Raw genomic sequence first — 22,140 nt, forward strand, 5'->3', positions numbered from 1 at the left:
ATGAATACTAGACAAAGAGAATTTTTAAGAAAAAGAGCTCATGAATTAGGAGCTTTAGTTAGAATAGGGAAAGATGGATATACAGATAATTTAGGACAAAGTATTTTAGATGCAATAGAATCAAGAGAATTAATAAAAGTGAAAATGCTTCAAAGTGTAGAAATGAATAAAAGAGAATTAGCTGAAACATTGGCTGGAAAGACAAAATGTGAAGTTGTAGGGATTATAGGTAGAACAATAATACTTTATAAAGCAAACAAAGAAAATCCTAAAATTTCAGAAGAGGTATCAAGAATAAAATAAAAATAAATAAGAGGTTATAATATGGATGAATATGGAATTATTTTTGGAAATAAAATATTAGATGTGACATTTATAGCTTGGTTTATCGCTCAATTTTATAAGGTGATTACAACCATTTTTATTGATAAGGATTTTAATTTTAAAAGATTTTATGAAACTGGAGGAATGCCAAGCTCGCATTCTTCAACAGTTTCTTGTTTAGCAACTTGTATAGGAATGGTTTATGGTACAAGGGGTCCACTGTTTTCAATAACCCTAATATTTGCAGGAATAACTATGTATGATGCAGCAGGAATAAGAAGAGCTGCTGGGAAACAAGCTAAAGTTGTTAATAAAATGGTTGACGGACTTAGCTTTAGAATAGGTGAAAAATTTAATGATGAAAAATTAAAGGAACTTTTAGGTCATACACCAATTGAAGTATTTGTAGGAATGATATTAGGAGTATGTGTAGCATTATTATTTAAAAGTTATTTAATTCCATAGAAAATTAAGGTGGATTTATGAATATAGAAAATTTTAAAATAAATGAATTAAATAGTTTATGTGAAGAACTGAGAAAAAAAATAATAGATGTTGTTTTAACTAACGGGGGCCATTTGGCCTCTAATTTAGGTGTAGTGGAATTAACAGTAGCTTTAGATAAGGTATTTGATTTTAAAAAAAACAAAGTTTTATTTGATGTAGGACATCAGTCCTATGTTTATAAATTATTAACTGACAGAGATAAAAATTTTGATACCCTAAGAAAATTAAATGGAATAGGACCATTTTTAGATCCTGAGGAAAGTAGCTATGATAATTTTATAAGTGGTCATGCAGGAAGCGCCTTATCTGCAGCGTGTGGCATAGCAGTAGCTAATCCAAAGGATAAAGTAATAGTTATAGTTGGAGACGCTTCAATTGCAAATGGGCATTCATTAGAAGCATTAAATAATATGATAAATTTAAAAAATATGATAGTTATTTTAAATGATAATGACATGTCAATTGGAAAAAGTGTAGGTTGTCTTTCTAAATTTTTTAGCAAAATGATTTTAAGCAAAACTTATTTAACTTTAAGAAAAGATGTTAAGAACATTACAAATAAAGGAAATGTACGGAAAAAAGTTTATGATATATTAGGGAAAACTGAACATAAAATGAAAAATATATTTTTACCTGGAAATATTCCTGAAAATATAGGTTTTAAGTATTTTGGAGTTGTAGATGGTCATAATATGGGACAATTAATATCTATATTTCAAGAGGCAAAGGATATGGAAGGACCTATTTTTATACATGTTAAAACAAAAAAAGGAAAAGGATATTTACCAGCTGAGGAGAATAAAGAAAAATTTCATGGAATAAGTCCTTATAATTCTAATGGAAATGTTGAAGAATTAACTACATCAAAAATTTTAGGTGAAGAATTATCAAAATATGCAGAAAAAGATGAAGATATTATTGGGATTTCAGCAGGAATGGTAAGTGGAACAGGGTTGAAGAATTTTTTTGAGAAATATCCTAAAAGAAGTTTTGATATAGGAATAGCAGAAGGGCATGGGATCACATTTGCAGCTGGTTTAGCAAAATGTGGTAAAAAGCCCTATTTTGCAATTTATTCAACTTTTTTACAAAGAGGTATAGGCCAACTAATTCATGATGTATCCTTACAAAATTTACCAATAAGGCTATGTATTGATAGAGGTGGAATAGTAGGACAAGATGGAAAGACTCATCACGGATTGTATGACATTTCATTTTTATTAAGTATTCCTAATTTTATAATACTATCTCCCACAACAAAAAAAGAAATGAGGGAAATGATAAAATTTAGCCTAGATGTTCAGAATCCAATTGCAATAAGATACAATAAAGGATTGATTTGTGATAAAGAATATGACTTTAAATTTCAAATTGGAAAATGGAATGAAGTTGTTAAAGGGGATAAATATTTATATATAGCAACTGGAAATATGTTAGAAGAATTGTTAATGGTTGAAAATGAATTGATTTCAAAAAAAATTAATGGAACAATAGTTAGTGCAGGTTCAATAAAACCATTTGATGAGGAATATATAAAAGAAGAATTTAACAAGTACGAGCATATTTTTGTTTTAGAAGAGGGATATATAAAAAATGGATTTGGTACTGAAATATTAGATTTTTTAAATGAAAATAATATTAATAAAAAAATTCATAAAATAGGAGTAGTTTGTGGTAAAATACCCCATGGAAAAAGAGGGGAACTTTTAGAATTGTGTGAATTAAGAGGGAAAAATTTAGTTAAAAATATAGAAGGGAAGATTAATGAATCAAATTAACCAAAAAGTATTTAAATTTATAAAAATTCTTATAAATACTAGGGAAGTTAATGAATTAGAAAAATATGAAGACCAGGGAGTTAAAGTTGCTGCTCATACTTACGATGTATTGAAAATTTCAATAGATGAAATAAAAAAACAGTATGGGACTATAGATAATTCATTAAAAGAAATAGATTTATTTTCAATAATTATAGGAGTTATTATTCATGATTTAAGTAAGGGAAGTATAAGAGCAAAATCAGAAATTTTTTCTCATTCACAAATGATGTTAAAAAAGCCAGACTATATAGTTAAGGAATCTGAAAATATTTTAAAAGAAGTAGAAGAGAAAACAAATTTTATATTAAAAGATAAAATAAAAAAACAAATAACTCATATAGTTGTTTCCCATCACGGGAAATGGGGAAAAATATATCCAAGTACAAAGGAAGCTAAAATAGTTCACAGGGCAGATATGTATTCAGCTAAATATCATAGAATAAACCCAATTTCAGCTAATGAAATTTTAGAATTATTAACAAAAGGTTATAATATGGTGGAAGTTAGCCATAAAATTAGTTGTACTTTAGGAGTAGTTAAAGATAGATTAAAAAGAGCTAAGATAGAAACTAACTGCAAAAATACAAAACATTTATTAAATTATTATAAAAAGTTAAAAAAAGTTCCAATAGGAGATGAATTTTTTACAAAACGAGTTAAAGAAACTTCTGAATTAATTTCATCTGTTGAAACAAAGGGATTTAAAACATTGATTTTAAAAAATGAAGCTTTAAAGTATCTGAGAGATGAAGATGTGTTTGAGGATTAATTTAAGAAGACGGGAGAAGTAAATGAAAGAGAGATTAGACGTTCTTTTAGTAAAAAATGGATTTTGTGAGAATTTAAATATAGCAAAGAGATTTATAATGGCAGGTCAGGTAATAGTCAATGAAATGAAAATAGATAAAGCAGGAACAATGATAAAAATATCTGATGATGAGTTAAATATTAGAATAAAAGGTAAAAAATTTCCTTATGTTAGTAGGGGAGGTTTAAAGTTAGAAAAAGCTTTAAAGGTTTTTAATTTAAATTTTCAAGATAAGGTAATTTTAGATGTTGGGGCATCAACAGGAGGATTTACTCATTGCGCTCTTTTGAATGGAGCTAAACATGTTTATGCAGTTGATGTTGGAACTAATCAATTAGATTGGAAACTAAGATCTGATAAAAGAGTGACTTCATTGGAAAATACCCATATAAGAGATTTAAAATTAGAAGATATTGATAATTTAAAAACAGACTATATAGTTATGGATGTTTCTTTTATTTCAATAACAAATATATTTGAACATTTAAAAACATTTTTTTCATCTGAAACTAAATTAATGGCTTTAATCAAACCTCAGTTTGAAGTTGAAAAATCCATGCTATCTAAAGGTGGTATAGTTAGAGAAAAAGACTATCAGATTTTTGCCATAGAAAGAGTAATTAAAGAGGCAAAAAAAAATGGATTGTATTTAGAAAGTTTAGACTATTCTCCTATAAAAGGTGGTAAGGGAAATTCTGAGTACATTTCAATATTTGGAGTTTTAAAAAAAGAGGCCAATATAAATATTGAAGAAATTGTTAATTCTTGTGAAAATTTAGGGGGAGCTTTATGAAGAAATTTAAAAAGCTAGTAATAGTGTTATTTATGACTCTATTAACAGTTAATATATCTGCAAAAGAAAAAACTGGATTTATGAGTAATATTAAACAATTAAAAGAAATATCAGATATTATGGATATTGTTCAGGAAAATTTTGTTGGAGATAAAGAAATAGATAAAGAAATTCTTATGCAAGGAGCCTTAAGGGGAATGATAGAATCCTTAGAAGATGCACATTCTAATTATTTTTCAAAGGATGGAATGGAAGATTTGGAAAACCAAATAAATGGAGAATATACTGGGGTAGGAATGATTATTAGAAAGTATTCAAATGAACCAGTAACTGTAGAATTGTTAATAGAAGGGACTCCAGCATTTAAAGCTGGAATAAGACCTAATGATAAAATAATGAAAATAGATGGAGAAAGCACTTATAATATGGAATTAGAAGATGCTTCTAAAAAATTAAAAGGTAAAGTTGGAACTAGCGTAAAACTTATGATTTATAGGGAAAAAGAAAAAAAAGAAAAAGAAGTTATTTTAAAAAGAGCAAATATAAAATTAGAAAATGTAAAAAGTAAAATGCTAGATAATAAGATAGGTTATATAAAATTAACTCAATTTGGAACAGACGTGGATTTGCAAGTTGCTAAAAGCTTGGAAAAACTTCAAGAATCAGGAATGGAAGGATTGATATTTGATCTAAGAAATAATCCTGGTGGGAAAATAGATCAAGCTATAAAAATAGGTTCCATGTTTATTAAAGAGGGAGTAATTGTAAGTGAAAGACCTAAAAAAGGTAAAGAGATGTTTTCAGAAAGAGAAGGAAAATATTATGGAGATTTCCCATTAATAATATTAATAAATGAAGGAAGTGCTTCAGCTTCTGAAATAGTTTCAGGTGCTGTTAGAGACTATAAAAGAGGGCTATTACTAGGAGAAAAAAGTTATGGAAAGGGAAGTGTTCAAGTTTTAATGCCTTTACCAGATGGAGATGGTATTAAATTAACTATAGCAAAATACTATACACCTAATGGAGAAAACATAAATGGAATAGGAATAGAACCAGATATTAAAGTTGAGGAAAAGGATGATTATCTATTCTATGATGGATTAATAACTAACATAAATGAAAAATCTCAAGAAAAAAGTAAAGAAAAATTATTAAAAAATTCTGTTGGTGAAAAAGAAGCTAAGGACTTAATATCAAGGGAAGATAAGCAATTAAAAGCAGCAGAAAAACAAATGTTGAAAATGGTAAAGGATTATAAAAATAAGAAATAAAAATAAAAGAAAGGTGGAATTATGCTTTATATAGTAGCAACTCCAATTGGAAACTTAGAAGATATAACTTTAAGAGCAATAAGAGTTTTAAAAGAAGCAGATTATATTTTTGCAGAGGATACAAGGGTGACAAAAAAACTTTTAAATCATCTTGAAATTTCAAATACTTTATATAGATACGATGAACATACAAAACAACATCAAGTGGAAAATATTGTTAATTTATTAAAAGATGGTAAAACTGTTGCTTTAGTAACAGATGCAGGTACTCCTTGTATTTCAGATCCAGGATATGAGGTTGTTGATGAGGCTTTAAAGGAAGGAATTAAAGTAACGCCTATTCCAGGAGTTAGTGCAATGACTGCAGCAGCATCTGTAGCAGGGGTTTCTATGAGAAGATTCCTTTTTGAAGGTTTTCTTCCTAAAAAAAAGGGAAGACAAACATTACTAAAATCTTTAGCCAATGAGAAAAGAACTATAATGTTTTTTGAATCTCCCCATAGAGTTATGAAAACTCTAAAGGATATAGATAGTTATATTGGTAATAAAAATATTGTATTAATCAGGGAAATAACTAAAATTTATGAAGAAATAATAAGGGGAACAGCTCAAGAATTGATGGAATCTTTAAAGGATAGAACTTTAAAAGGTGAGTTTGTTGTAATAATAAGAGGAAACGAACAAGAACCTGTGAAAGAAAGAGTTAATAAATACGTAAATATGAAAGAAGAGGGTGAATATTAATGGCAATGACAAAGATTAACTGGTATCCAGGTCATATGAAAAAAACCAAGGATATGATGAAGGAAAATATGCCACTAATAGATATAGTTTTAGAGGTAGTAGATGCAAGAATACCTATTTCAAGTAGAAATCCAGATATTAAGATTTTTTCTAAAAATAAAAAAAGAATAATAGTAATAAATAAATCTGATTTAGTTGATAAAAAAGAATTAGCTATTTGGAAAAAATACTTTTTAGAAAATAATGATGCTGATGAAGTATTGGAATTAAGTGCTGAAACAGGTTTTAATATGAAAAAATTATTTACTATTATAGATAAGGTAGCTTCTGAAAAAAGAGAGAGACTTATGAAAAAAGGTCTTAGAAAAGTAAATACAAGATTAATGGTGTGTGGAATTCCAAATGTTGGGAAATCTAAATTAATAAATAAAATTGTTGGGAAAAATACTGCAGGTGTTGGAAATAAGCCTGGATATACAAAGGGTAAACAATGGATAAGAATCAAAGAAGGGTTAGAATTATTAGATACTCCAGGTATTTTATGGCCTAAATTTGAAGATGATAGAGTTGGATATAATTTAGCTATTTCAGGAGCTATAAAGGATGAAATTTTACCTGTTGAAGATGTTGCTTGCATTTTTATTGGAAAAATGATATCTTATGGACTAGAAGATAATTTAAAGAAAAAATATAAACTTTTAGATGAGGATTTTGAGGGTGTTCCAGGAAATGTAATAGAAAAAATTGCCCTAAGAATGAAAATGCTTCAAAAGGGTGATAAATTAAATATACACCAAGCAACTCATACTTTACTAAGAGATTATAGAAGTGGAAAATTAGGAAGATTTGGTTTAGACAGAGATTTTATACTTTAAGGAGGAAAGATGAAAAGAGAAATACTTGAAAAAATGATAAATCCAATGGATGAAATTGAAGAAAAAGTAGTTAAATTTGTAAGGGATGAAGTTACAAATAGAGGTTTTAAAAAAGTTATTTTAGGTCTTTCTGGAGGTATAGACTCTGCATTAGTTGCATTTATAGCTACAAAGGCTTTAGGTAAAGAAAATGTTTCCACATTAATGATGCCATATAAAACATCAAGTCCAGAAAGTTTAGCCCATGGAAAATTAGTTGTAGAAAAACTAGGGGTAAAGACTAAAAAAATAGAAATAACTCCAATGGTAGATGCTTATTTTGAAACAGAAAAAGGAGCAACTAGTTTGAGAAAAGGAAATATGATGGCAAGAACTAGAATGGCAGTATTATTTGATAATTCATCTAAAGAAGATGCATTAGTTATAGGGACATCAAATAAAACTGAAATTTTATTAGGATATGGGACTCAATATGGAGATACAGCATGTGGAATAAATCCTATAGGAGAATTATTTAAAGCTCAAGTTTTTGAATTGGCTAAAAGATTAGGGGTTCCAAAAGAACTTATAGAAAAAAAACCAAGTGCAGATTTATGGGAAGGTCAAACTGATGAAGAAGAGTTAGGCTTTACTTATGATTTAGCTGATGAAATCTTATTTCAAATTTCTATTGAAAGAAAAACAAAGGAAGAATTAGAAGATATGGGATATAGTAAAACTTTATTAGATACTATATTTAATAGAATAAAAAGAAATGCTTATAAAAGTAGTATGCCTGCTATAGCAAAGTTGTAAATTTAATTTTAAACGGAGGTACTCTATGGATAATCAAGAAAAACTTTTAGAAGAATTAGAAGAATTTAAAAAAGAAAAAGATAGAGTAAAAGAAATAGTTGGAAAAATAGGTGGAAAAGATAATATTCAAAATAAAAGAGTAAATATGTTATTAATTGGAATGATAGCAGCTTTACTATTTGCAGGGGGAGTTTTAAGAAAGATACCTTTAAATGTTACTATGTACTGTGCTATGATGATAGGTATAGTTAAAATTATATGGCTTCTTTATGAAATGAGCAGAGCAAATCATTTTCAATACTGGATATTAAGTACAATAGAAATAAGGATAAATGAAATAAGTGGTAGGATAAAAAGAATTGAAAAATCAATAGAAGAATTAAAAAATGGAGATTAATCTCCATTTTTTTTGTTGAAATATTACAAAAGGCAAAACAAAATATTTATTTTAATAGTCTGTAAAGCTCACCAACTTTACTAGAAATACTATTAGCACCAACTATTTCACTAACAAGACAAATTCTTTTAGCTCCATGATTTTTAATTATATTAATATTATGTTCTTTAATTCCTCCAATGGCAGTATAAGGAATATCTAGATTGTTAACTACAAAATCCAAATATTCTAATCCCACAGGGGCAGTTTCTTTAGTAGTTGTAGGGAAAATAGGACCAACTCCAATATAGTCTATATAGGGATTTAAATTAGCTTTTCTACCTTGTTCAGGAGAATGAGTGGAAAGTCCAATTATTTTATCATCTCCAATAAGTTGCCTAACATATTTAGGGTCAAGATCCTCTTGACCAACATGAACACCATCAGCATCAACAAGAAGAGCTATATCAATATGATCATTTACAATAAATAAAACATTATTTTCCTTACAAATTTTTTTTATTTCCAAAGCTTCTTTTAACTTTTCATTTATAGATTTATTTTTATCCCGGTATTGAATAATTTTAATTCCACCTTTAATCATTTCTTCAACACATTCTAAATTAGATTTACCATTGGAAAAGTTATCCCCTGTAATTCCGTAAATACCCTCAGGTATGGGAATTCTATTTCTCATAATATCCTCCTTTTTCTAGAACTATTTCTGCCATAATAGAAGCCACTACACTAACTTTATGAGAATAAGTTTTATGATTATCTACATCTGTTTTAAAATCTCCAACTATAAAAAGATTTTTTCCAATCTCTTTTCTTTTAATATTTTCAGTGTGGAAATCACCTATTCCAGATGCTGAAATAATAATTTTGTTTAGTGGAAATAATTCTTCCATTAACATTACTTTATATTCTTTTTTATCAAAAGCCTCAACAATAATATCACAATCATTAAAAAATGTTTTAATATTGTTTCTATCAAATTTAATAACTTTAAAATCAAAATTTCCTTTAGAATTTATAGATTTTAAGTTTTTAGCTAATGTTTCACTTTTAAAAAGTCCAATTTGATTTTCAAAGAAAAATTGACGATTTAAATTAGAAGATTCAATTCTATCAAAATCTCCAAATTTAAGGTAAGTCACACCACTTCTAACTAAATGAGATGCCACATTAGATCCAATTCCTCCACAGCCAGCTATTCCTATAATCATAATATTTGTTGCCAATCTTTATAAATAGGTTGATATCCATAATTTTTAATAGCTTCAATAGTTTCCTCTGCAGAACGAGTATCACTTATTTCAAATTGGCAGGTAGATTTATCCTTTTCAGTATACCCTCCAACATCAGTTTTAGAACCAGCAGAAAGTTTAGTTATACCAAGGTTCATAAGATGATCTCTAAAGTCAGCAACTTCTCTAGTGGAAATATTAATATCAGCTTTTACTTGGAATAATCTAAATGCCATTAAAAATTGTACAAATGTAACATCATCAAGGGGATAACTTGGCTGAAATCCTCCTTCAGCAGGATTTATTCTAGGTAGAGAAATAGAAAAAGCAGTATTTATATATTTATCAGTTAAATATTTTAAATGTAGCCCAGCTAAGAAGGCTTCTTTTTTTATTTCACTAAGACCAAATAATGGGCCCATTCCAACAGTTCTAAGTCCAGCTTTAGCACCTCTTTCTGGAGTATCTAAACGAAAATGATAATCTTTTTTCTTTCCACTTATATGAACTTGATCATAAATTTCTTCATTATAAGTTTCTTGATACACTGTTAATCCATCAAGTCCGATTTCTTTCAATTCTTTGTACTCTTCTTCTTCAAGTGGCATAACCTCTATAGAAACAGAGTCAAAGTATTTTTTTAAAACCCTAATAGCATCTTTTAAATAATCCATTGTATCAATTTCTTTAGCTTCTCCAGTTAATAGAAGTATATGATCAATACCAGTTTTAGCTATTTCTTTAGCTTCTTCTTCTATTTGTTCAATGTTTTGATGTTTTCTAATTATATGATTTTTTTTAGAAAAACCACAATAAGCACAATTATTAGTACAAAAATTAGAAATATAAATAGGTATATATAAAGATATTACATTTCCAAAATATTGTTGTTTTATTAGATTAGCCTTAACAGCCATTTTTTCAAGATGATTTTTAGCAATTGGAGATAAAAGATTAAGAAGATCAAATTCATCTAAATTATCTTTGTGAATACTTTCAATAACATTCTCATCAGTTACATTGGAAAAATAATTTTCAAAATCAAAATTTTGCCATTTTTCTAAAACAGAATAAAATCCCATTATTTATCACCTCTAAATAAGAAATCTGTTAAAGGAGAGGAAGCATTTGCAAATTTAGAAGTTTTAGCAAGTTTAGCAAGATAAGCCATTCTTCCAGCCTTAACAGCCATAGCAAAGGCCTCTCCCATTTTAACAGGATCCTCAGCAGTTGATATGGCAGTATTTACTAAAACAGCGTCAACACCCATCTCCATAGCTTCAGCAGCTTGGGAAGGAGCACCTATTCCAGCATCAATAATAACTGGTATTTTTTTGTTTTCATTAATCATTTCTAGTAATGGCTTAGTTAATAGTCCTCTATTGGAACCTATTGGAGAACCTAAAGGCATAACAGCAGCAGCCCCAGCTTCTTCTAGTTTTTTTGCAGCTATTAAATCAGGAACAATGTAAGGAAGAACAATAAATCCTTCTTTAGCTAATACTTTAGTTGCTTTAATAGTTTCTTCATTATCAGGCATTAAGTACTTCATGTCATTAATTATTTCTATTTTTATAAAGTCTCCACATCCAGCTTCCCTAGCTATTCTAGCTATTTTAATAGCTTCTTCAGCATTTCTGGCTCCAGAAGTATTTGGAAGTAATGTTACTTCTTTTGGAATATAGTTCAATATATTTTCCTTTGGATCAGAAAAATTAACTCTTCTAAGAGCCATAGTAATAATATTAGATTCACTTGCATTTAGCATTGGAGCAATAGTATTTTTATCAGCAAACTTACCTGTTCCAGTTAAAAGCCTACTTTGAAACTCATGTCCTTTTAAAATTAAATTATCCATTTTAATCTCCTTAAGTATATAGTTTTATTTTTCAATATATTAAAATAATTTATTATTATCCTCCAGAAACGAAAGATAAAACTTCAATATTATCATTTTCTTTTATTATAGTTTTATGCCAATTTTCTTTTTTTATAATAAGGTCATTAATTAGAATTACAGCTCCAGATAAATTTATATTTTTTTCTTTTGAGATTTTTTTTATAAAATTATCAGCAAAAATTTCTTTTTCTAATATTTCATTAGATCCATTAAGTATAATATTCACAGTTTCCTCCTTAAAAAATTTAATAAAAAAAGCTCTAACTTATTAGTTAGAGCTTTTTTTATTATCTGTAAAAAATTAACCATTAATATAACTTAATAATTGTTTTGGAGTTTAAAAAAGTTCTCCTAAAAAAGGTTAATTTATTTACTTCCCTTCGCCAGCATTATCTGGTTCAAGTAATAAGAGTCGAGATTAGATCTCCTCTCAGCCTGTTAAGGCTCCCCTAGTAAGTTATTTTATATTTATTTGTTTAATACGTTGTGATTATACATCTATATAATTTTTCTGTCAAGTGTAAGAATTAAAGTTTTAATAAAAAACTAGAATTTAAACTCAGCAGATATAGCAACAGCTTGTACAGTTTTACTGAAAATAGTTCCAGTACCACTGTTTGAATAATCTGTACTAGCTTGGTCAGTTTTATAATCAACATAAGAATATGTTAATGTGTAGGTTCTATTTTCCACAGGGGAATATTGAATACCAACTCCATATAAGTTAGCATCAAGGGCAAAATCAGTATCCTTGTAAGTGTCTTCATTAGCTCCAGTATCTGTGTATTGGTACCCTGCCATTAAAACAACTTTTTCATTTAATTTATAATCTATTCCAAAAGAAATTTCATATCCATTATCATAATTATCATAAGCTCCATCTCTGTTAGCTTCTTTTATAAAATAATAATTTCCACTTGTAAGTAAAGTAATTTTATCATTTAACTCATATGACAGCCCAAGAGACATAGTAGCTGGTAAATTTCTTCTTTCCTTATCAGTCCATTCACTAATTACTTTTTGGCTTAATAAAGTTCCTACGATTTTAGCAGAGTTACCTTCATCAACAGGATCTAAAGTAGCTGTTAATCCATCTCTTCCTTTTTCAGATTTAAAATATAGTTCCACTTCAGATTCATATTTAAACCCAATATTTAATTTATCAGTTGCCTTATAGTCAAATCCAAGAACTCCCCCAACTCCATAGGCTGTTCTTTCAGCATCAAGCTGAACTTGAAGATTTTGAGTATCTGAAGAATTCCCATCTAATGCAAAGTTGTAGTTAGCAGTACAATCTAAATTTCTTGTGGCATAAATAAATCTAATAGCTCCTCCAACACTGAATTTAGGAGTCAACTTCTGAGCTATACCAAAATTTGTGTTAATATAGTATGAAGATCCAACAGTTTCAGGACTGTCCAAATAAGTTATAGCAGCACTAGGATGAGCATCATCTTTAAAATAACCAATTCCTTTAGCGGCAGAGATTTGAACTGCCTCTCCAAGTACTTCAAATGCAGTAAGACCTCCCTCATATTTTAATGCTCCTCCACCAGCTGCAACTCCTGAATGGATGAAGTAAGATCTATCCCCTTTCTTAGATACATACTGAACAGAAGGAACCAAAGCAGAAGGGTGATCACTTTCGTGGGTACCTCCATTTGCAATAGTTGGATAATTAGTTTCCATTTTGTAATTTTTAAATACTGTTTGTGAATTAATCTTAAAATAAGTTCCGTCTTCCATAAATACAGTACCAGCTGGATTATAAAAAGCAGCTGAAGTTCCAATTTTACCAATCATAGAAGGATGCGCGAAATACTCAGCGTCTTGTTCTGCAAGGTAGTCAATACTTCCAGCATAAGCAGTAGCAGATGCCAGTATTGACAAAAGTATAAGTGATTTTTTCATAATAAATTTCTCCCCATATATTACTTGTTTATTTTTATTGATTTGTTAAAACAAAGCGCCTCTTTTAAAATAACATTTCCGTTTTCCTTTAGTTCATGTTCAATCATTTCATATGTAGGATCATAGAATCCAGAACAAATGAGACAGGCAAAGCCATGAACATACCACCAACCTTTTTTTAACATCCATTCAATTGTTTCATCTTCAAGAAAATTGTAGCTGCTTCCTTCTTTAAAGCCTTTAAAAACTAGGCCCTTTAACTCTTCAACTAGTTCATCTAAAAAATTCTTAGATAAATTTTCTCTCATGAATATTGCTCTAAAAAGTGCCTTTTCTTCCTTTGCAAACAAGCAAATTCCAATACCTATATTCAAAAGACTTAAATCAGTATAATTAATAGCCACTTTATCAAAAAGTTTATTTTTCGCAACTTTAGATAATTGATTTTTTAATACTGTCATAGATCCAAAATTAGAATAAATAGATATAGTGGAAGAATTTAGTTTTGCAGCTATATTCCTAGCTGTAACACTTTTCATTCCTTCTGTTATTAAAATGTTGTAGGCAACATTTAAAATTTTATCTTTTGAAAATTTTAAAGTTCGAGCCATAAAAACCTCCGTTATTATATCATAACACTATTATGAAATAAGATTATCTATATTTTTACAAATACATAAAAATTATACTTCATAAGACCTTAAAAATCAATATTAAATTAATAAAAATATATGGGGATATATAACATTTTTTTAAAATAAGATAACAAAATGTTAAATTAATCTTTAAAATAATTATTTTCTATTAAGAATTTTTTAGCAACATCTTCTGGTTTTTCATGTAATTCATCAACTTGATAGTTTAAGCTTGTCATAACTTCATCAGTTAAAGCTTTAGATAAATTTGTTAAAGCTCCTTTGATTTCAGGATATTGTTCATAAACATCATCCCTTAATATAGGCATAGCATAATAAGGTGGGAAGAAATGTTTATCATCTTTTAGAGAAATTAAGTCATATTTTTTAAGTAAACCATCAGTGGCAAAAGCATCAGCAACATCAGTATTTTTATTTCCTAAAGCAATATATTTTGCAGAGTCATCTAGAGCTTTAGTATCTTTAACATTAAAATTATATTTTTCCATAAGTCCAGGTAATCCATCTTCTCTATTTAAAAATTCAAAAGAAGCACCGAAAACTAATTTATGTGAAACTTTAGCAAGATCACTAATTGTTGCTAAATTATATTTTTGAGCAGTTTCTTTTGTTACTGCCATTACATAAGTATTATTAAAACTCATTTGTGGTAATACTGTTATGTTATATTCTGATTTTAATTCTTTTTTTACAATGTTATAAACCTTTTCAACATCACTAATTGGTTTATGTTTTAAAATATCAACAAATGCAGAACCACTATATTCCATATACATATCAATTTCTTTTTCATTTAAAGCTGAGAAACAAACTTGAGTACCACCAAGATGAGTTTTACGTGTAACAGTAATATCTGTATTTTCTTCAATCATGTCAGCAGCTAAATTACTAAGAATAATTTGTTCAGTATAATCCTTTGAACCAATAGTTATATTCCTGTCTCCAACTTTTTCCTTTGATAAACCTGTGTAGACAAAAGAAAATACAACTAATAAAAGTGAGAATAATAAAATGATTTTTGCAAACATTCTATTTTTACGTTTTTTGTAAACATTAGATTTTTGTAAACTAATAGGAGTAACTAATTTTTCCACAAGAGCAGCTAGGGCATCAATAGTTAAAGCTAGCAAACATGCAGGTATAGCTCCAGATAAAATTTGCAAATTGTTAACAGTTCTGATTCCAGAGAAAACTAAATATCCAAGTCCACCAGCACCAATAAAAGCAGCAATTGTCATAAGACCAACTGCAGTTACAGCTGAAATTCTAACTCCACCCATTATAACTGGAAGAGCTAGAGGAATTTGAATTTTTGTTAAAATTTGAAATTTAGTAAGTCCTATTCCCTTTGCAGCTTCAATAGTTTGAGGGTTTATATTGTCAATTCCAATATAGGTATTTTTTATAATTGGAAGCAGAGAATATAGAATAACTGCTACAATTGCAGGTAAACTACCAATTCCAAGAAAAGGAATCATAAAACCAAGTAGGGCCATACTAGGAATTGCTTGCATAACATTAGAAGCTCCAAGTACAGGTTTACTTAATCTTTTTACATAGGTTACAAGAATTCCAAGGGGAACTCCAATTAAAACAGCAAGTCCAACAGAAACTAAAGTAAGCTTTAAATGCTCAACTAATAGTGATAAAATTTGTAAGTGATTTTCCATCATATATGTAATTAAATTCATATTATTCGACCTCCATATCTAAATATTGTTGACTTAATGTGGTAACTAAACTACTTTTTGTAAGAAGCCCTTTTAAAATTGAGTTTTCATCAACAACTGGAATAGTTGATATACGATTATCATTGACAATTTTTAAAGTATTAATGATATTCTCTTCAGGGGATAATGTAATATAATCAGTTTCCATTAATGCTGGAATTTCAGAAATACGTTTTGATTTATTTTCCTCTTTTCTAAGTTGACTAGCTTTAACAATTCCTTTTAATTTCCTAGTTGGTAAATCTATAATAAGAATCCTATCAATTTTACGAGATCTCATTGTTTCAAGACAACTAATAATTCTAGAATCAATAGAAGCTACAACTGGATGATCAATCATTATATCTTTTACTTTGATAAATTCAGGTGAAGCCCAAATTCTATTTTTTCCTACAAAATTTTCAACATATTCATCTGCTGGATTTTTTAAGATATTTTCAGGGGTATCATATTGCAAAATTTTACCATTCTTCATAATGCAAATTCTATCTGAAATTTTAATAGCTTCGTCCATATCATGAGTAACAAAAACAATTGTTTTTGTTAATTTAGATTGTAGTTCTATTAATTCATCTTGTAAATCTGATCTTGTAAGAGGATCTAAGGCAGAAAAAGGCTCATCCATTAAAATAATTTCAGGGTCTGTAGCAAAGGCTCTAGCAACTCCTATTCTTTGTTGTTGACCACCACTTAATTCAGTTGGATATCTGTCCAAAAATTTTCCTGGTTCAAGTCCAATCATAGACATTAAATTAAGGGTATTGGCATTTAAAATCTCAGGATCTGTCTTTTCAATTTTAGAAATAAGCTCAATATTTTGTCTAACAGTCATATGAGGGAAAAGTCCAGTTTGTTGTATTACGTAACCAATATTTCTACGTAATTTTATCACATTTTGTTTTCTTATATTATTGTCTTTTATAAGAATTGTTCCACTTGTAGGCTCAATAAGTCTATTAACCATTTTTAGAAGAGTTGTTTTACCGCAACCACTTTCACCGATTATGGTAACTAGCTCTCCTTCCTCTATTTTAAGATTAAGATCTTTAAGAACAGCAACATTTTTAAAACGTTTTGATATATTTTTAAATTCAATCATAATAGTCCTCCTTGTGAATAAAAAGTTAAATATATGCATAGCATATCTTATATTATACCATTATTTATTAAAAAAATCAACTTGGACACTTTATTTTGCAAGGGAATAGAGGGGATTAAGAGAAAAATAAATGTAAATTTTATATGCGAAAATAGAGAATAAAATGTTGACAAAAATGGTTAAATTTGTTATTATTTTATGTGGTTAGCACTCCTTGATGACGAGTGCTAATAGGAGGATGAAAAATGCTTAATGATAGAGAGAAATTAGTATTAAATGCTATTATAGATTTTTATTTGAGATTTGGAGAAACAATAGGATCTAGGACTTTGGTAAAAAAATATAATATAGGATTGTCTTCTGCTACAATTAGAAATGTTATGTCTGATTTGGAGGATAGTAAGTTTATAGTTAAGACGCATTCTTCTTCTGGAAGAATACCTACAGATTTAGGTTATAAATATTATTTAAATGAACTTTTAAAAATAGAAAAATTGTCAAGAGAAGAGAAAGTTAAAATAAATAATGAATATGAAAGAAAAGTAAATGCTATAGATGTAATATTACAACAAACATCAGCTCTTCTTTCTCAATTAACTAACTGTGCTTCTGTTGTTATAGAACCAGTTCATAGAAAAGAAAATATAACTAAAATAGAACTTGTACATATTGATGATTTCTTAGTATTAGCAATAACAGTTACAGAAGATAGGAATGTAAGTACAAAGAAAATTCAATTGGATCATCCTATTTCAAAAGAAAAATTAGAGATTATGTCTAAAAAATTAAATGATCAAATAAAGAGAAGGGTAATTAAAAGCTACGAAGTGGAAGATGTAATAATTAAAAATTTTGAAGGATATGATAGTCTGAAAGATAAAGTGTATAAGGACATTGAAGGGAAATTATATTTAAATAATTCTTCAATTATATTCAAAGATAAAAATGTAAATGAAGTTATGGATGTTTTGGAAATGTTTAATGAAGAAAAAGATGTTAAACATTTTTTTGAAAAGGTTTTATCAACAAGGAAAAATAATGAAGGGAAAGTTAGTGTTATACTTGGAGATGAGTTGCCAATAAAAGGGTTAGAAGATTTTAGCTTTGTGTATTCAACCTATAAAAAAAATGGATCTGAAGGGATTATAGGAGTTTTAGGTCCTAAAAGGATGCCTTATTCAAAGACTATGGGAATTATAGAATACATAAGTAACGAAGTTGAAAAAGTAATTAATAATGAAAAAAAATCATTAGATTTACATAAGAAAAAGGAGCTGGATAATGTCAAAAAATAAAAAGCAAGAAGAATTAAAAGAAGAGATAATAACTGAAAAACCACAAAAGGAAAATAACAAAAAAGAAACTAAAGAAAAAGAAACTAAAGAAAAAAAATCTGAGGATAAAGCTAAAGATGTTGAATCCTCTGAAGAAATAATAGAAAAATTAAAATTAGAAGTAGAGGATTGGAAAAATTCTTATATGAGAAAGCAAGCTGATTTTCAAAACTTTACCAAAAGAAAAGAAAAAGAAATGGAAGAATTAAGAAAGTTTGCATCTGAAAAAATAATAGTTAAGCTTTTAGATGGAATAGATAATTTATCTAGGGCAGTGGAAACTTCAAAACAAACTTCTGACTTTGAAAGTCTTTCTAAAGGTGTTGAAATGACATTAAATCAGTTTAAACAAATTTTAAAAACAGAAGGTGTTGAAGCAATAGAAACAGATAATAAAGAATTTGATCCACAAAAACATATGGCAGTAATGGTTGAAGAAAGTGAAGAAGTTAAAAATAATCATATTATAATGGAGCTTCAAAAGGGATATTCATTAAAAGGAAAAGTAGTAAGACCATCAATGGTTAAAGTTTGTAAGAAATAAAATATTAAAATAGTAATATTCTTCAAGAATATAAAACAAGGAGGAAACAAATGTCAAAAATAATTGGAATTGATTTAGGAACAACAAACTCTTGTGTATCAATAATGGAGGGTGGTTCTGCAAGTATAATAACAAATGCAGAAGGAGTAAGAACAACACCATCAGTGGTAAATATAAAAGATAATGGAGAAATAGTAGTAGGGGAAATAGCAAAAAGACAAGCTATAACAAATACAAATTCAACAATTGCTTCTATAAAAACTCACATGGGTGAAGATTATAAAGTAAATATAAATTCAAAAGATTACACTCCTCAAGAAATATCAGCAATGATTTTAAGAAAATTAAAGAAAGATGCAGAAGCTTACTTAGGAGAAGACGTAAAAGAAGCAGTAATAACTGTACCAGCTTATTTTACAGATTCTCAAAGACAAGCAACTAAAGATGCTGGTTCAATTGCAGGATTAGAAGTTAAAAGAATTATAAATGAACCAACAGCTGCAGCACTTGCTTATGGATTAGATAAAAAAGGTGAAGAAAAAGTTTTAGTATTTGACTTAGGTGGAGGAACATTTGACGTATCAGTTCTTGAAATTTCAGATGGTGTTATAGAAGTTTTATCTACTGGAGGAAACAATCATTTAGGTGGAGACAATTTTGATGAAAGAGTAATCAATTGGTTAGCAGAAGAATTTAAAAAAGAACAAGGAATTGATTTATTAAATGATAAAATGGCTTATCAAAGACTTAAAGATGCTGCTGAAAAAGCTAAAAAAGAGTTATCTTCAATGATGGAAGCTCAAATATCTTTACCATTTATAACAATGGATGCAACAGGACCTAAACATTTAGAAATGAAATTAACAAGAGCAAAATTTAATGATTTAACAAAAGATTTAGTAGAGGCTACTCAAGGTCCAACAAGAGCAGCATTATCAGATGCAGGACTTTCTCCTTCTGAAGTAAATGAAGTTCTATTAGTTGGAGGATCAACAAGAATGATAGCTGTTCAAGAATGGGTAGAATCTTACTTTGGAAAAAAACCTAACAAAGGAATTAATCCAGATGAAGTTGTAGCAGCAGGTGCAGCTATTCAAGGTGGAGTATTAATGGGAGATGTTAAGGATGTATTACTTCTTGACGTTACACCTTTATCACTAGGAATTGAAACTTTAGGTGGAGTTTGTACAAAAATTATTGAAAAAAATACAACTATTCCAGTTAAAAAATCTCAAGTATTCTCTACAGCAGCAGATAATCAACCAGCAGTTACAATTAACGTTTTACAAGGTGAGAGAGCAAAAGCTGTGGATAATCATAAATTAGGAGAATTCAATTTAGAAGGAATTCCTACAGCACCAAGAGGAGTACCTCAAATAGAAGTAACATTTGATATTGATGCAAATGGTATAGTGCATGTATCAGCTAAAGACTTAGGAACTGGAAAAGAAAATACTATAACAATTTCTGGTTCAACAAATTTATCAAGTGAAGAAATTGATAGAATGAAAAAAGAAGCAGAATCTAATGAAGATGAAGATAAAAAATTCATGGAATTAATTGAAGTAAGAAATAAAGCAGATATGTTAATAGCATCTACTGAAAAAACACTAAAAGAACATCCTGATAAAGTAACAGAAGAAGAAAAAAAATCAATAGAAGAAGCAATAGAAGAACTTAAAAAATCAAAGGATTCAGAAGATAAAAAAATAATTGAAGAAACTATGGAAAAATTAGCAAAGGTATCTCAAAAATTAGCTGAAGAAATATATAAAGATGCTCAAGCAAAACAATCAGGTGCATCAGAAGATCAACCTGGTCAACAACAAGAAGCTAAAAAAGCAGATGATGATGTTGAGGATGCTGAAGTAGTAGACTAATTAATATCTAATAATTATTTATTGGGAATAGAGTCTAACTCTATTCCCAATTTATTCTATATATTTTTAATGAAAATATTAATAAAAAAGAATATATTTTATATATAATTTTTTTAGAGATATATTCTTTTAAGTTTAGAAATTACTCAATATAGTAATAATTTTAAGGTTTTAAAAGAGGGATTTATAGTTTCTAACAAAGAAAATATTTAAAGGAAATAGCCTAGACTTAAAAAAAGATATTTTTATGAATAATCCTTTAATTTTGAGAAAATAAATTCTTCAAAAGAATCAATAAAAAATCTAATGTAATAATAGTGGTCTAAAATTTAATGGAGGAAATAAAATGGAAAAAAAAGATTATTATGATCTTTTGGGAATTGAAAAAACAGCTTCTGATTCAGAAATAAAGAAAGCTTATAGAAAACTTGCAATGAAATATCACCCTGATAAATTTAGTAATGCAAGTGAAAAAGAAAAAAAGGAAGCTGAAAATAAATTTAAAGAGATAAATGAAGCGTATCAAGTTTTATCTGATTCAGATAAAAAAAGTAAATATGATAGATTTGGTCATGCAGCCTTTGAAAATGGTGGAGGGAATCCAGGTGGATTTGGCGGTGGATTCGGAAGTGGATTCAGTGGAGAAGATATTTTTTCTTCATTTTTTGGCGGTGGATTTGGTGGTTCTCAAGGACAAAGAGGTCCTGAGCCAGGTAATGATTTAAGAGTAGACGTTATAATAACTTTAGAAGAAGTTGCTAAGGGTGGAGAAAAAGAAATAAAATACACAAGAATGGGAAAATGTTCTAAATGTCATGGAAGTGGAGCAGAACCAGGTAGCAAAATGAATAAATGTCCAAAGTGTCATGGATCAGGTAGAATAGAAAAAATTCAAAGAACAATGTTAGGAAACTTTAAAAGTGTTGTGGAATGTGATGAATGTAATGGTAAGGGAAAAATTCCAGAAACAAAATGTTCAAAATGTAGGGGTACTGGAGTAGAGAGAGAACAAGTTAAAAAGAAAATAAAAATTCCTATAGGAATTCATGATGGGCAAAGATTGAGAATGTCAGGAATGGGAGATGCAAGTTCTGAAGGTGGAGAAAATGGAGATTTGTACATTTTTTTCCATGTAAAAGAGCATAATTTTTTCGTGAGAGATGAAGAGGATATAATTTGTGAGGTTCCAATTACATTTATTAAAGCAACTTTAGGTGGAGAAGTAGTTATACCTACATTAACAGGAAAGAAAACAATAAAAATAGCTAAGGGTACTCAAAATGGAAAGGTATTAAGGTTAAGAGGAGAAGGTATTCATAACCCTAGAGCCTATGCTCCAGGTGATCTTTTAGTAAAAATACTTATTGAAATCCCAACTAACTTAAATGTAGAACAAGAAAAATTACTTAAAGAGTTTGATAATAGTTTAAAAGATAAGAATTATAAGATGAATAAAGGGTTCTTAAATAAATTGAAAGATTTATTTAAGTAATAAAGAATAATTGAAAAAAGGATATCTCTAT

At 28.4% G+C, this 22,140-nt stretch carries 23 protein-coding genes and 1 riboswitch; of the genes, 14 read left to right on the forward strand and 9 right to left on the reverse strand.

Features of this window, described 5'->3' with window-relative positions:
- The 10 genes from yhbY to GIL12_RS06385 are packed head-to-tail and all read left to right on the forward strand — an operon-like array spanning position 1 to position 8,334.
- Entirely contained in the window at positions 1 to 303 is a 303-nt protein-coding gene (gene yhbY, locus GIL12_RS06340; protein ID WP_163469659.1) for a ribosome assembly RNA-binding protein YhbY, read from the forward strand.
- A 21-nt stretch (positions 304 to 324) separates the two neighbouring features.
- Positions 325 to 789: a divergent PAP2 family protein gene (locus GIL12_RS06345; protein WP_163469660.1), complete on the forward strand. Its 465-nt coding sequence runs from the start codon at positions 325 to 327 to the stop codon at positions 787 to 789.
- Positions 790 to 806: 17 nt separating this feature from the next.
- Positions 807 to 2,609 carry a 1-deoxy-D-xylulose-5-phosphate synthase gene (gene dxs / locus GIL12_RS06350; protein ID WP_163469661.1) on the forward strand — a complete coding sequence of 601 codons (1,803 nt, stop codon included), beginning with the start codon at positions 807 to 809 and terminating at the stop codon, positions 2,607 to 2,609.
- A complete protein-coding gene (locus GIL12_RS06355) occupies positions 2,596 to 3,420 on the forward strand; it encodes an HD domain-containing protein (RefSeq protein ID WP_163469662.1) in 825 nt (274 codons plus the stop codon). Before dxs ends, GIL12_RS06355 begins: the two co-directional genes overlap by 14 nt.
- A gap of 22 nt (positions 3,421 to 3,442) precedes the next feature.
- Complete coding sequence (locus GIL12_RS06360; RefSeq protein WP_163469663.1) at positions 3,443 to 4,252, forward strand: TlyA family RNA methyltransferase; 810 nt, start codon at positions 3,443 to 3,445, stop codon at positions 4,250 to 4,252.
- A complete protein-coding gene (locus GIL12_RS06365; protein ID WP_163469664.1) occupies positions 4,249 to 5,523 on the forward strand; it encodes a S41 family peptidase in 1,275 nt (424 codons plus the stop codon). Before GIL12_RS06360 ends, GIL12_RS06365 begins: the two co-directional genes overlap by 4 nt.
- Positions 5,524 to 5,544: 21 nt before the next feature.
- A complete protein-coding gene (gene rsmI / locus GIL12_RS06370) occupies positions 5,545 to 6,267 on the forward strand; it encodes a 16S rRNA (cytidine(1402)-2'-O)-methyltransferase (RefSeq protein ID WP_163469665.1) in 723 nt (240 codons plus the stop codon).
- Positions 6,267 to 7,142: a ribosome biogenesis GTPase YlqF gene (gene ylqF, locus GIL12_RS06375; RefSeq protein WP_163469666.1), complete on the forward strand. Its 876-nt coding sequence runs from the start codon at positions 6,267 to 6,269 to the stop codon at positions 7,140 to 7,142. The genes rsmI and ylqF overlap by 1 nt, the downstream gene beginning before the upstream one ends.
- A 9-nt stretch (positions 7,143 to 7,151) precedes the next feature.
- Positions 7,152 to 7,937, forward strand: a complete 786-nt coding sequence (locus GIL12_RS06380) for an NAD+ synthase (RefSeq protein WP_370456701.1) — start codon at positions 7,152 to 7,154, stop codon at positions 7,935 to 7,937.
- 25 nt (positions 7,938 to 7,962) lie between these two features.
- Complete coding sequence (locus GIL12_RS06385; RefSeq protein ID WP_163469667.1) at positions 7,963 to 8,334, forward strand: hypothetical protein; 372 nt, start codon at positions 7,963 to 7,965, stop codon at positions 8,332 to 8,334.
- Positions 8,335 to 8,380: 46 nt separating this feature from the next.
- Here the strand turns inward: GIL12_RS06385 and thiE are convergent, their stop codons facing one another.
- The 9 genes from thiE to GIL12_RS06430 form a co-directional block, all read right to left on the reverse strand.
- Positions 8,381 to 9,010, reverse strand: a complete 630-nt coding sequence (thiE, locus tag GIL12_RS06390; protein WP_163469668.1) for a thiamine phosphate synthase — start codon at positions 9,008 to 9,010, stop codon at positions 8,381 to 8,383.
- Entirely contained in the window at positions 9,000 to 9,542 is a 543-nt protein-coding gene (gene thiF / locus GIL12_RS06395) for a sulfur carrier protein ThiS adenylyltransferase ThiF (protein WP_163469669.1), read from the reverse strand. The genes thiE and thiF overlap by 11 nt, the downstream gene beginning before the upstream one ends.
- The gene (gene thiH / locus GIL12_RS06400) at positions 9,539 to 10,645 is read right to left on the reverse strand and encodes a 2-iminoacetate synthase ThiH (RefSeq protein ID WP_163469670.1); all 1,107 of its coding nucleotides are present in this window, start codon (positions 10,643 to 10,645) and stop codon (positions 9,539 to 9,541) included. The genes thiF and thiH overlap by 4 nt, the downstream gene beginning before the upstream one ends.
- The gene (locus GIL12_RS06405; protein WP_163469671.1) at positions 10,645 to 11,421 is read right to left on the reverse strand and encodes a thiazole synthase; all 777 of its coding nucleotides are present in this window, start codon (positions 11,419 to 11,421) and stop codon (positions 10,645 to 10,647) included. Before GIL12_RS06405 ends, thiH begins: the two co-directional genes overlap by 1 nt.
- A gap of 55 nt (positions 11,422 to 11,476) precedes the next feature.
- On the reverse strand, positions 11,477 to 11,689 hold the full coding sequence (gene thiS, locus GIL12_RS06410) for a sulfur carrier protein ThiS (RefSeq protein ID WP_163469672.1): 213 nt from the start codon (positions 11,687 to 11,689) through the stop codon (positions 11,477 to 11,479).
- Between the two features lie 132 nt (positions 11,690 to 11,821).
- A riboswitch (TPP riboswitch) is annotated at positions 11,822 to 11,924 on the reverse strand.
- A gap of 85 nt (positions 11,925 to 12,009) precedes the next feature.
- Positions 12,010 to 13,374 (reverse strand): OmpP1/FadL family transporter, encoded by a 1,365-nt coding sequence (locus tag GIL12_RS06415; protein ID WP_163469673.1) that lies wholly within the window; start codon positions 13,372 to 13,374, stop codon positions 12,010 to 12,012.
- A 20-nt stretch (positions 13,375 to 13,394) separates the two neighbouring features.
- Complete coding sequence (locus tag GIL12_RS06420) at positions 13,395 to 13,985, reverse strand: TetR/AcrR family transcriptional regulator (protein WP_163469674.1); 591 nt, start codon at positions 13,983 to 13,985, stop codon at positions 13,395 to 13,397.
- Positions 13,986 to 14,152: 167 nt separating this feature from the next.
- Positions 14,153 to 15,721 (reverse strand): glycine betaine ABC transporter substrate-binding protein, encoded by a 1,569-nt coding sequence (locus tag GIL12_RS06425; protein WP_163469675.1) that lies wholly within the window; start codon positions 15,719 to 15,721, stop codon positions 14,153 to 14,155.
- Between the two features lies 1 nt (position 15,722).
- Positions 15,723 to 16,859, reverse strand: a complete 1,137-nt coding sequence (locus GIL12_RS06430; RefSeq protein ID WP_163469676.1) for an ABC transporter ATP-binding protein — start codon at positions 16,857 to 16,859, stop codon at positions 15,723 to 15,725.
- 245 nt (positions 16,860 to 17,104) lie between these two features.
- Between GIL12_RS06430 and hrcA the strand changes: the two genes are divergently transcribed.
- The 4 genes from hrcA (at position 17,105) to dnaJ (ending at position 22,109) form a co-directional block, all read left to right on the forward strand.
- Complete coding sequence (gene hrcA, locus GIL12_RS06435) at positions 17,105 to 18,154, forward strand: heat-inducible transcriptional repressor HrcA (RefSeq protein ID WP_163469677.1); 1,050 nt, start codon at positions 17,105 to 17,107, stop codon at positions 18,152 to 18,154.
- Positions 18,141 to 18,737: a nucleotide exchange factor GrpE gene (gene grpE, locus GIL12_RS06440; protein WP_203522554.1), complete on the forward strand. Its 597-nt coding sequence runs from the start codon at positions 18,141 to 18,143 to the stop codon at positions 18,735 to 18,737. The genes hrcA and grpE overlap by 14 nt, the downstream gene beginning before the upstream one ends.
- A gap of 50 nt (positions 18,738 to 18,787) precedes the next feature.
- On the forward strand, positions 18,788 to 20,617 hold the full coding sequence (gene dnaK / locus GIL12_RS06445; protein WP_163469678.1) for a molecular chaperone DnaK: 1,830 nt from the start codon (positions 18,788 to 18,790) through the stop codon (positions 20,615 to 20,617).
- A gap of 346 nt (positions 20,618 to 20,963) precedes the next feature.
- Positions 20,964 to 22,109: a molecular chaperone DnaJ gene (dnaJ, locus tag GIL12_RS06450; protein ID WP_163469679.1), complete on the forward strand. Its 1,146-nt coding sequence runs from the start codon at positions 20,964 to 20,966 to the stop codon at positions 22,107 to 22,109.
- Positions 22,110 to 22,140: the final 31 nt, after the last annotated feature.

The sequence above is a fragment of the Fusobacterium sp. IOR10 genome (genome assembly GCF_010367435.1).
Lineage (GTDB): Bacteria > Fusobacteriota > Fusobacteriia > Fusobacteriales > Fusobacteriaceae > Fusobacterium_B.

What these genes read in the sequence shown, in the direction of transcription:
- yhbY (WP_163469659.1), top strand. Translation starts at nt 1, where the DNA reads ATGAATACTAGACAAAGAGAATTTTTAAGAAAAAGAGCTCATGAATTA.
- GIL12_RS06345 (WP_163469660.1), top strand. Translation starts at nt 325, where the DNA reads ATGGATGAATATGGAATTATTTTTGGAAATAAAATATTAGATGTGACA.
- dxs (WP_163469661.1), top strand. Translation starts at nt 807, where the DNA reads ATGAATATAGAAAATTTTAAAATAAATGAATTAAATAGTTTATGTGAA.
- GIL12_RS06355 (WP_163469662.1), top strand. Translation starts at nt 2,596, where the DNA reads ATGAATCAAATTAACCAAAAAGTATTTAAATTTATAAAAATTCTTATA.
- GIL12_RS06360 (WP_163469663.1), top strand. Translation starts at nt 3,443, where the DNA reads ATGAAAGAGAGATTAGACGTTCTTTTAGTAAAAAATGGATTTTGTGAG.
- GIL12_RS06365 (WP_163469664.1), top strand. Translation starts at nt 4,249, where the DNA reads ATGAAGAAATTTAAAAAGCTAGTAATAGTGTTATTTATGACTCTATTA.
- rsmI (WP_163469665.1), top strand. Translation starts at nt 5,545, where the DNA reads ATGCTTTATATAGTAGCAACTCCAATTGGAAACTTAGAAGATATAACT.
- ylqF (WP_163469666.1), top strand. Translation starts at nt 6,267, where the DNA reads ATGGCAATGACAAAGATTAACTGGTATCCAGGTCATATGAAAAAAACC.
- GIL12_RS06380 (WP_370456701.1), top strand. Translation starts at nt 7,152, where the DNA reads ATGAAAAGAGAAATACTTGAAAAAATGATAAATCCAATGGATGAAATT.
- GIL12_RS06385 (WP_163469667.1), top strand. Translation starts at nt 7,963, where the DNA reads ATGGATAATCAAGAAAAACTTTTAGAAGAATTAGAAGAATTTAAAAAA.
- thiE (WP_163469668.1), bottom strand. Translation starts at nt 9,010, where the DNA reads ATGAGAAATAGAATTCCCATACCTGAGGGTATTTACGGAATTACAGGG.
- thiF (WP_163469669.1), bottom strand. Translation starts at nt 9,542, where the DNA reads ATGATTATAGGAATAGCTGGCTGTGGAGGAATTGGATCTAATGTGGCA.
- thiH (WP_163469670.1), bottom strand. Translation starts at nt 10,645, where the DNA reads ATGGGATTTTATTCTGTTTTAGAAAAATGGCAAAATTTTGATTTTGAA.
- GIL12_RS06405 (WP_163469671.1), bottom strand. Translation starts at nt 11,421, where the DNA reads ATGGATAATTTAATTTTAAAAGGACATGAGTTTCAAAGTAGGCTTTTA.
- GIL12_RS06415 (WP_163469673.1), bottom strand. Translation starts at nt 13,374, where the DNA reads ATGAAAAAATCACTTATACTTTTGTCAATACTGGCATCTGCTACTGCT.
- GIL12_RS06420 (WP_163469674.1), bottom strand. Translation starts at nt 13,985, where the DNA reads ATGGCTCGAACTTTAAAATTTTCAAAAGATAAAATTTTAAATGTTGCC.
- GIL12_RS06425 (WP_163469675.1), bottom strand. Translation starts at nt 15,721, where the DNA reads ATGAATTTAATTACATATATGATGGAAAATCACTTACAAATTTTATCA.
- GIL12_RS06430 (WP_163469676.1), bottom strand. Translation starts at nt 16,859, where the DNA reads ATGATTGAATTTAAAAATATATCAAAACGTTTTAAAAATGTTGCTGTT.
- hrcA (WP_163469677.1), top strand. Translation starts at nt 17,105, where the DNA reads ATGCTTAATGATAGAGAGAAATTAGTATTAAATGCTATTATAGATTTT.
- grpE (WP_203522554.1), top strand. Translation starts at nt 18,141, where the DNA reads ATGTCAAAAAATAAAAAGCAAGAAGAATTAAAAGAAGAGATAATAACT.
- dnaK (WP_163469678.1), top strand. Translation starts at nt 18,788, where the DNA reads ATGTCAAAAATAATTGGAATTGATTTAGGAACAACAAACTCTTGTGTA.
- dnaJ (WP_163469679.1), top strand. Translation starts at nt 20,964, where the DNA reads ATGGAAAAAAAAGATTATTATGATCTTTTGGGAATTGAAAAAACAGCT.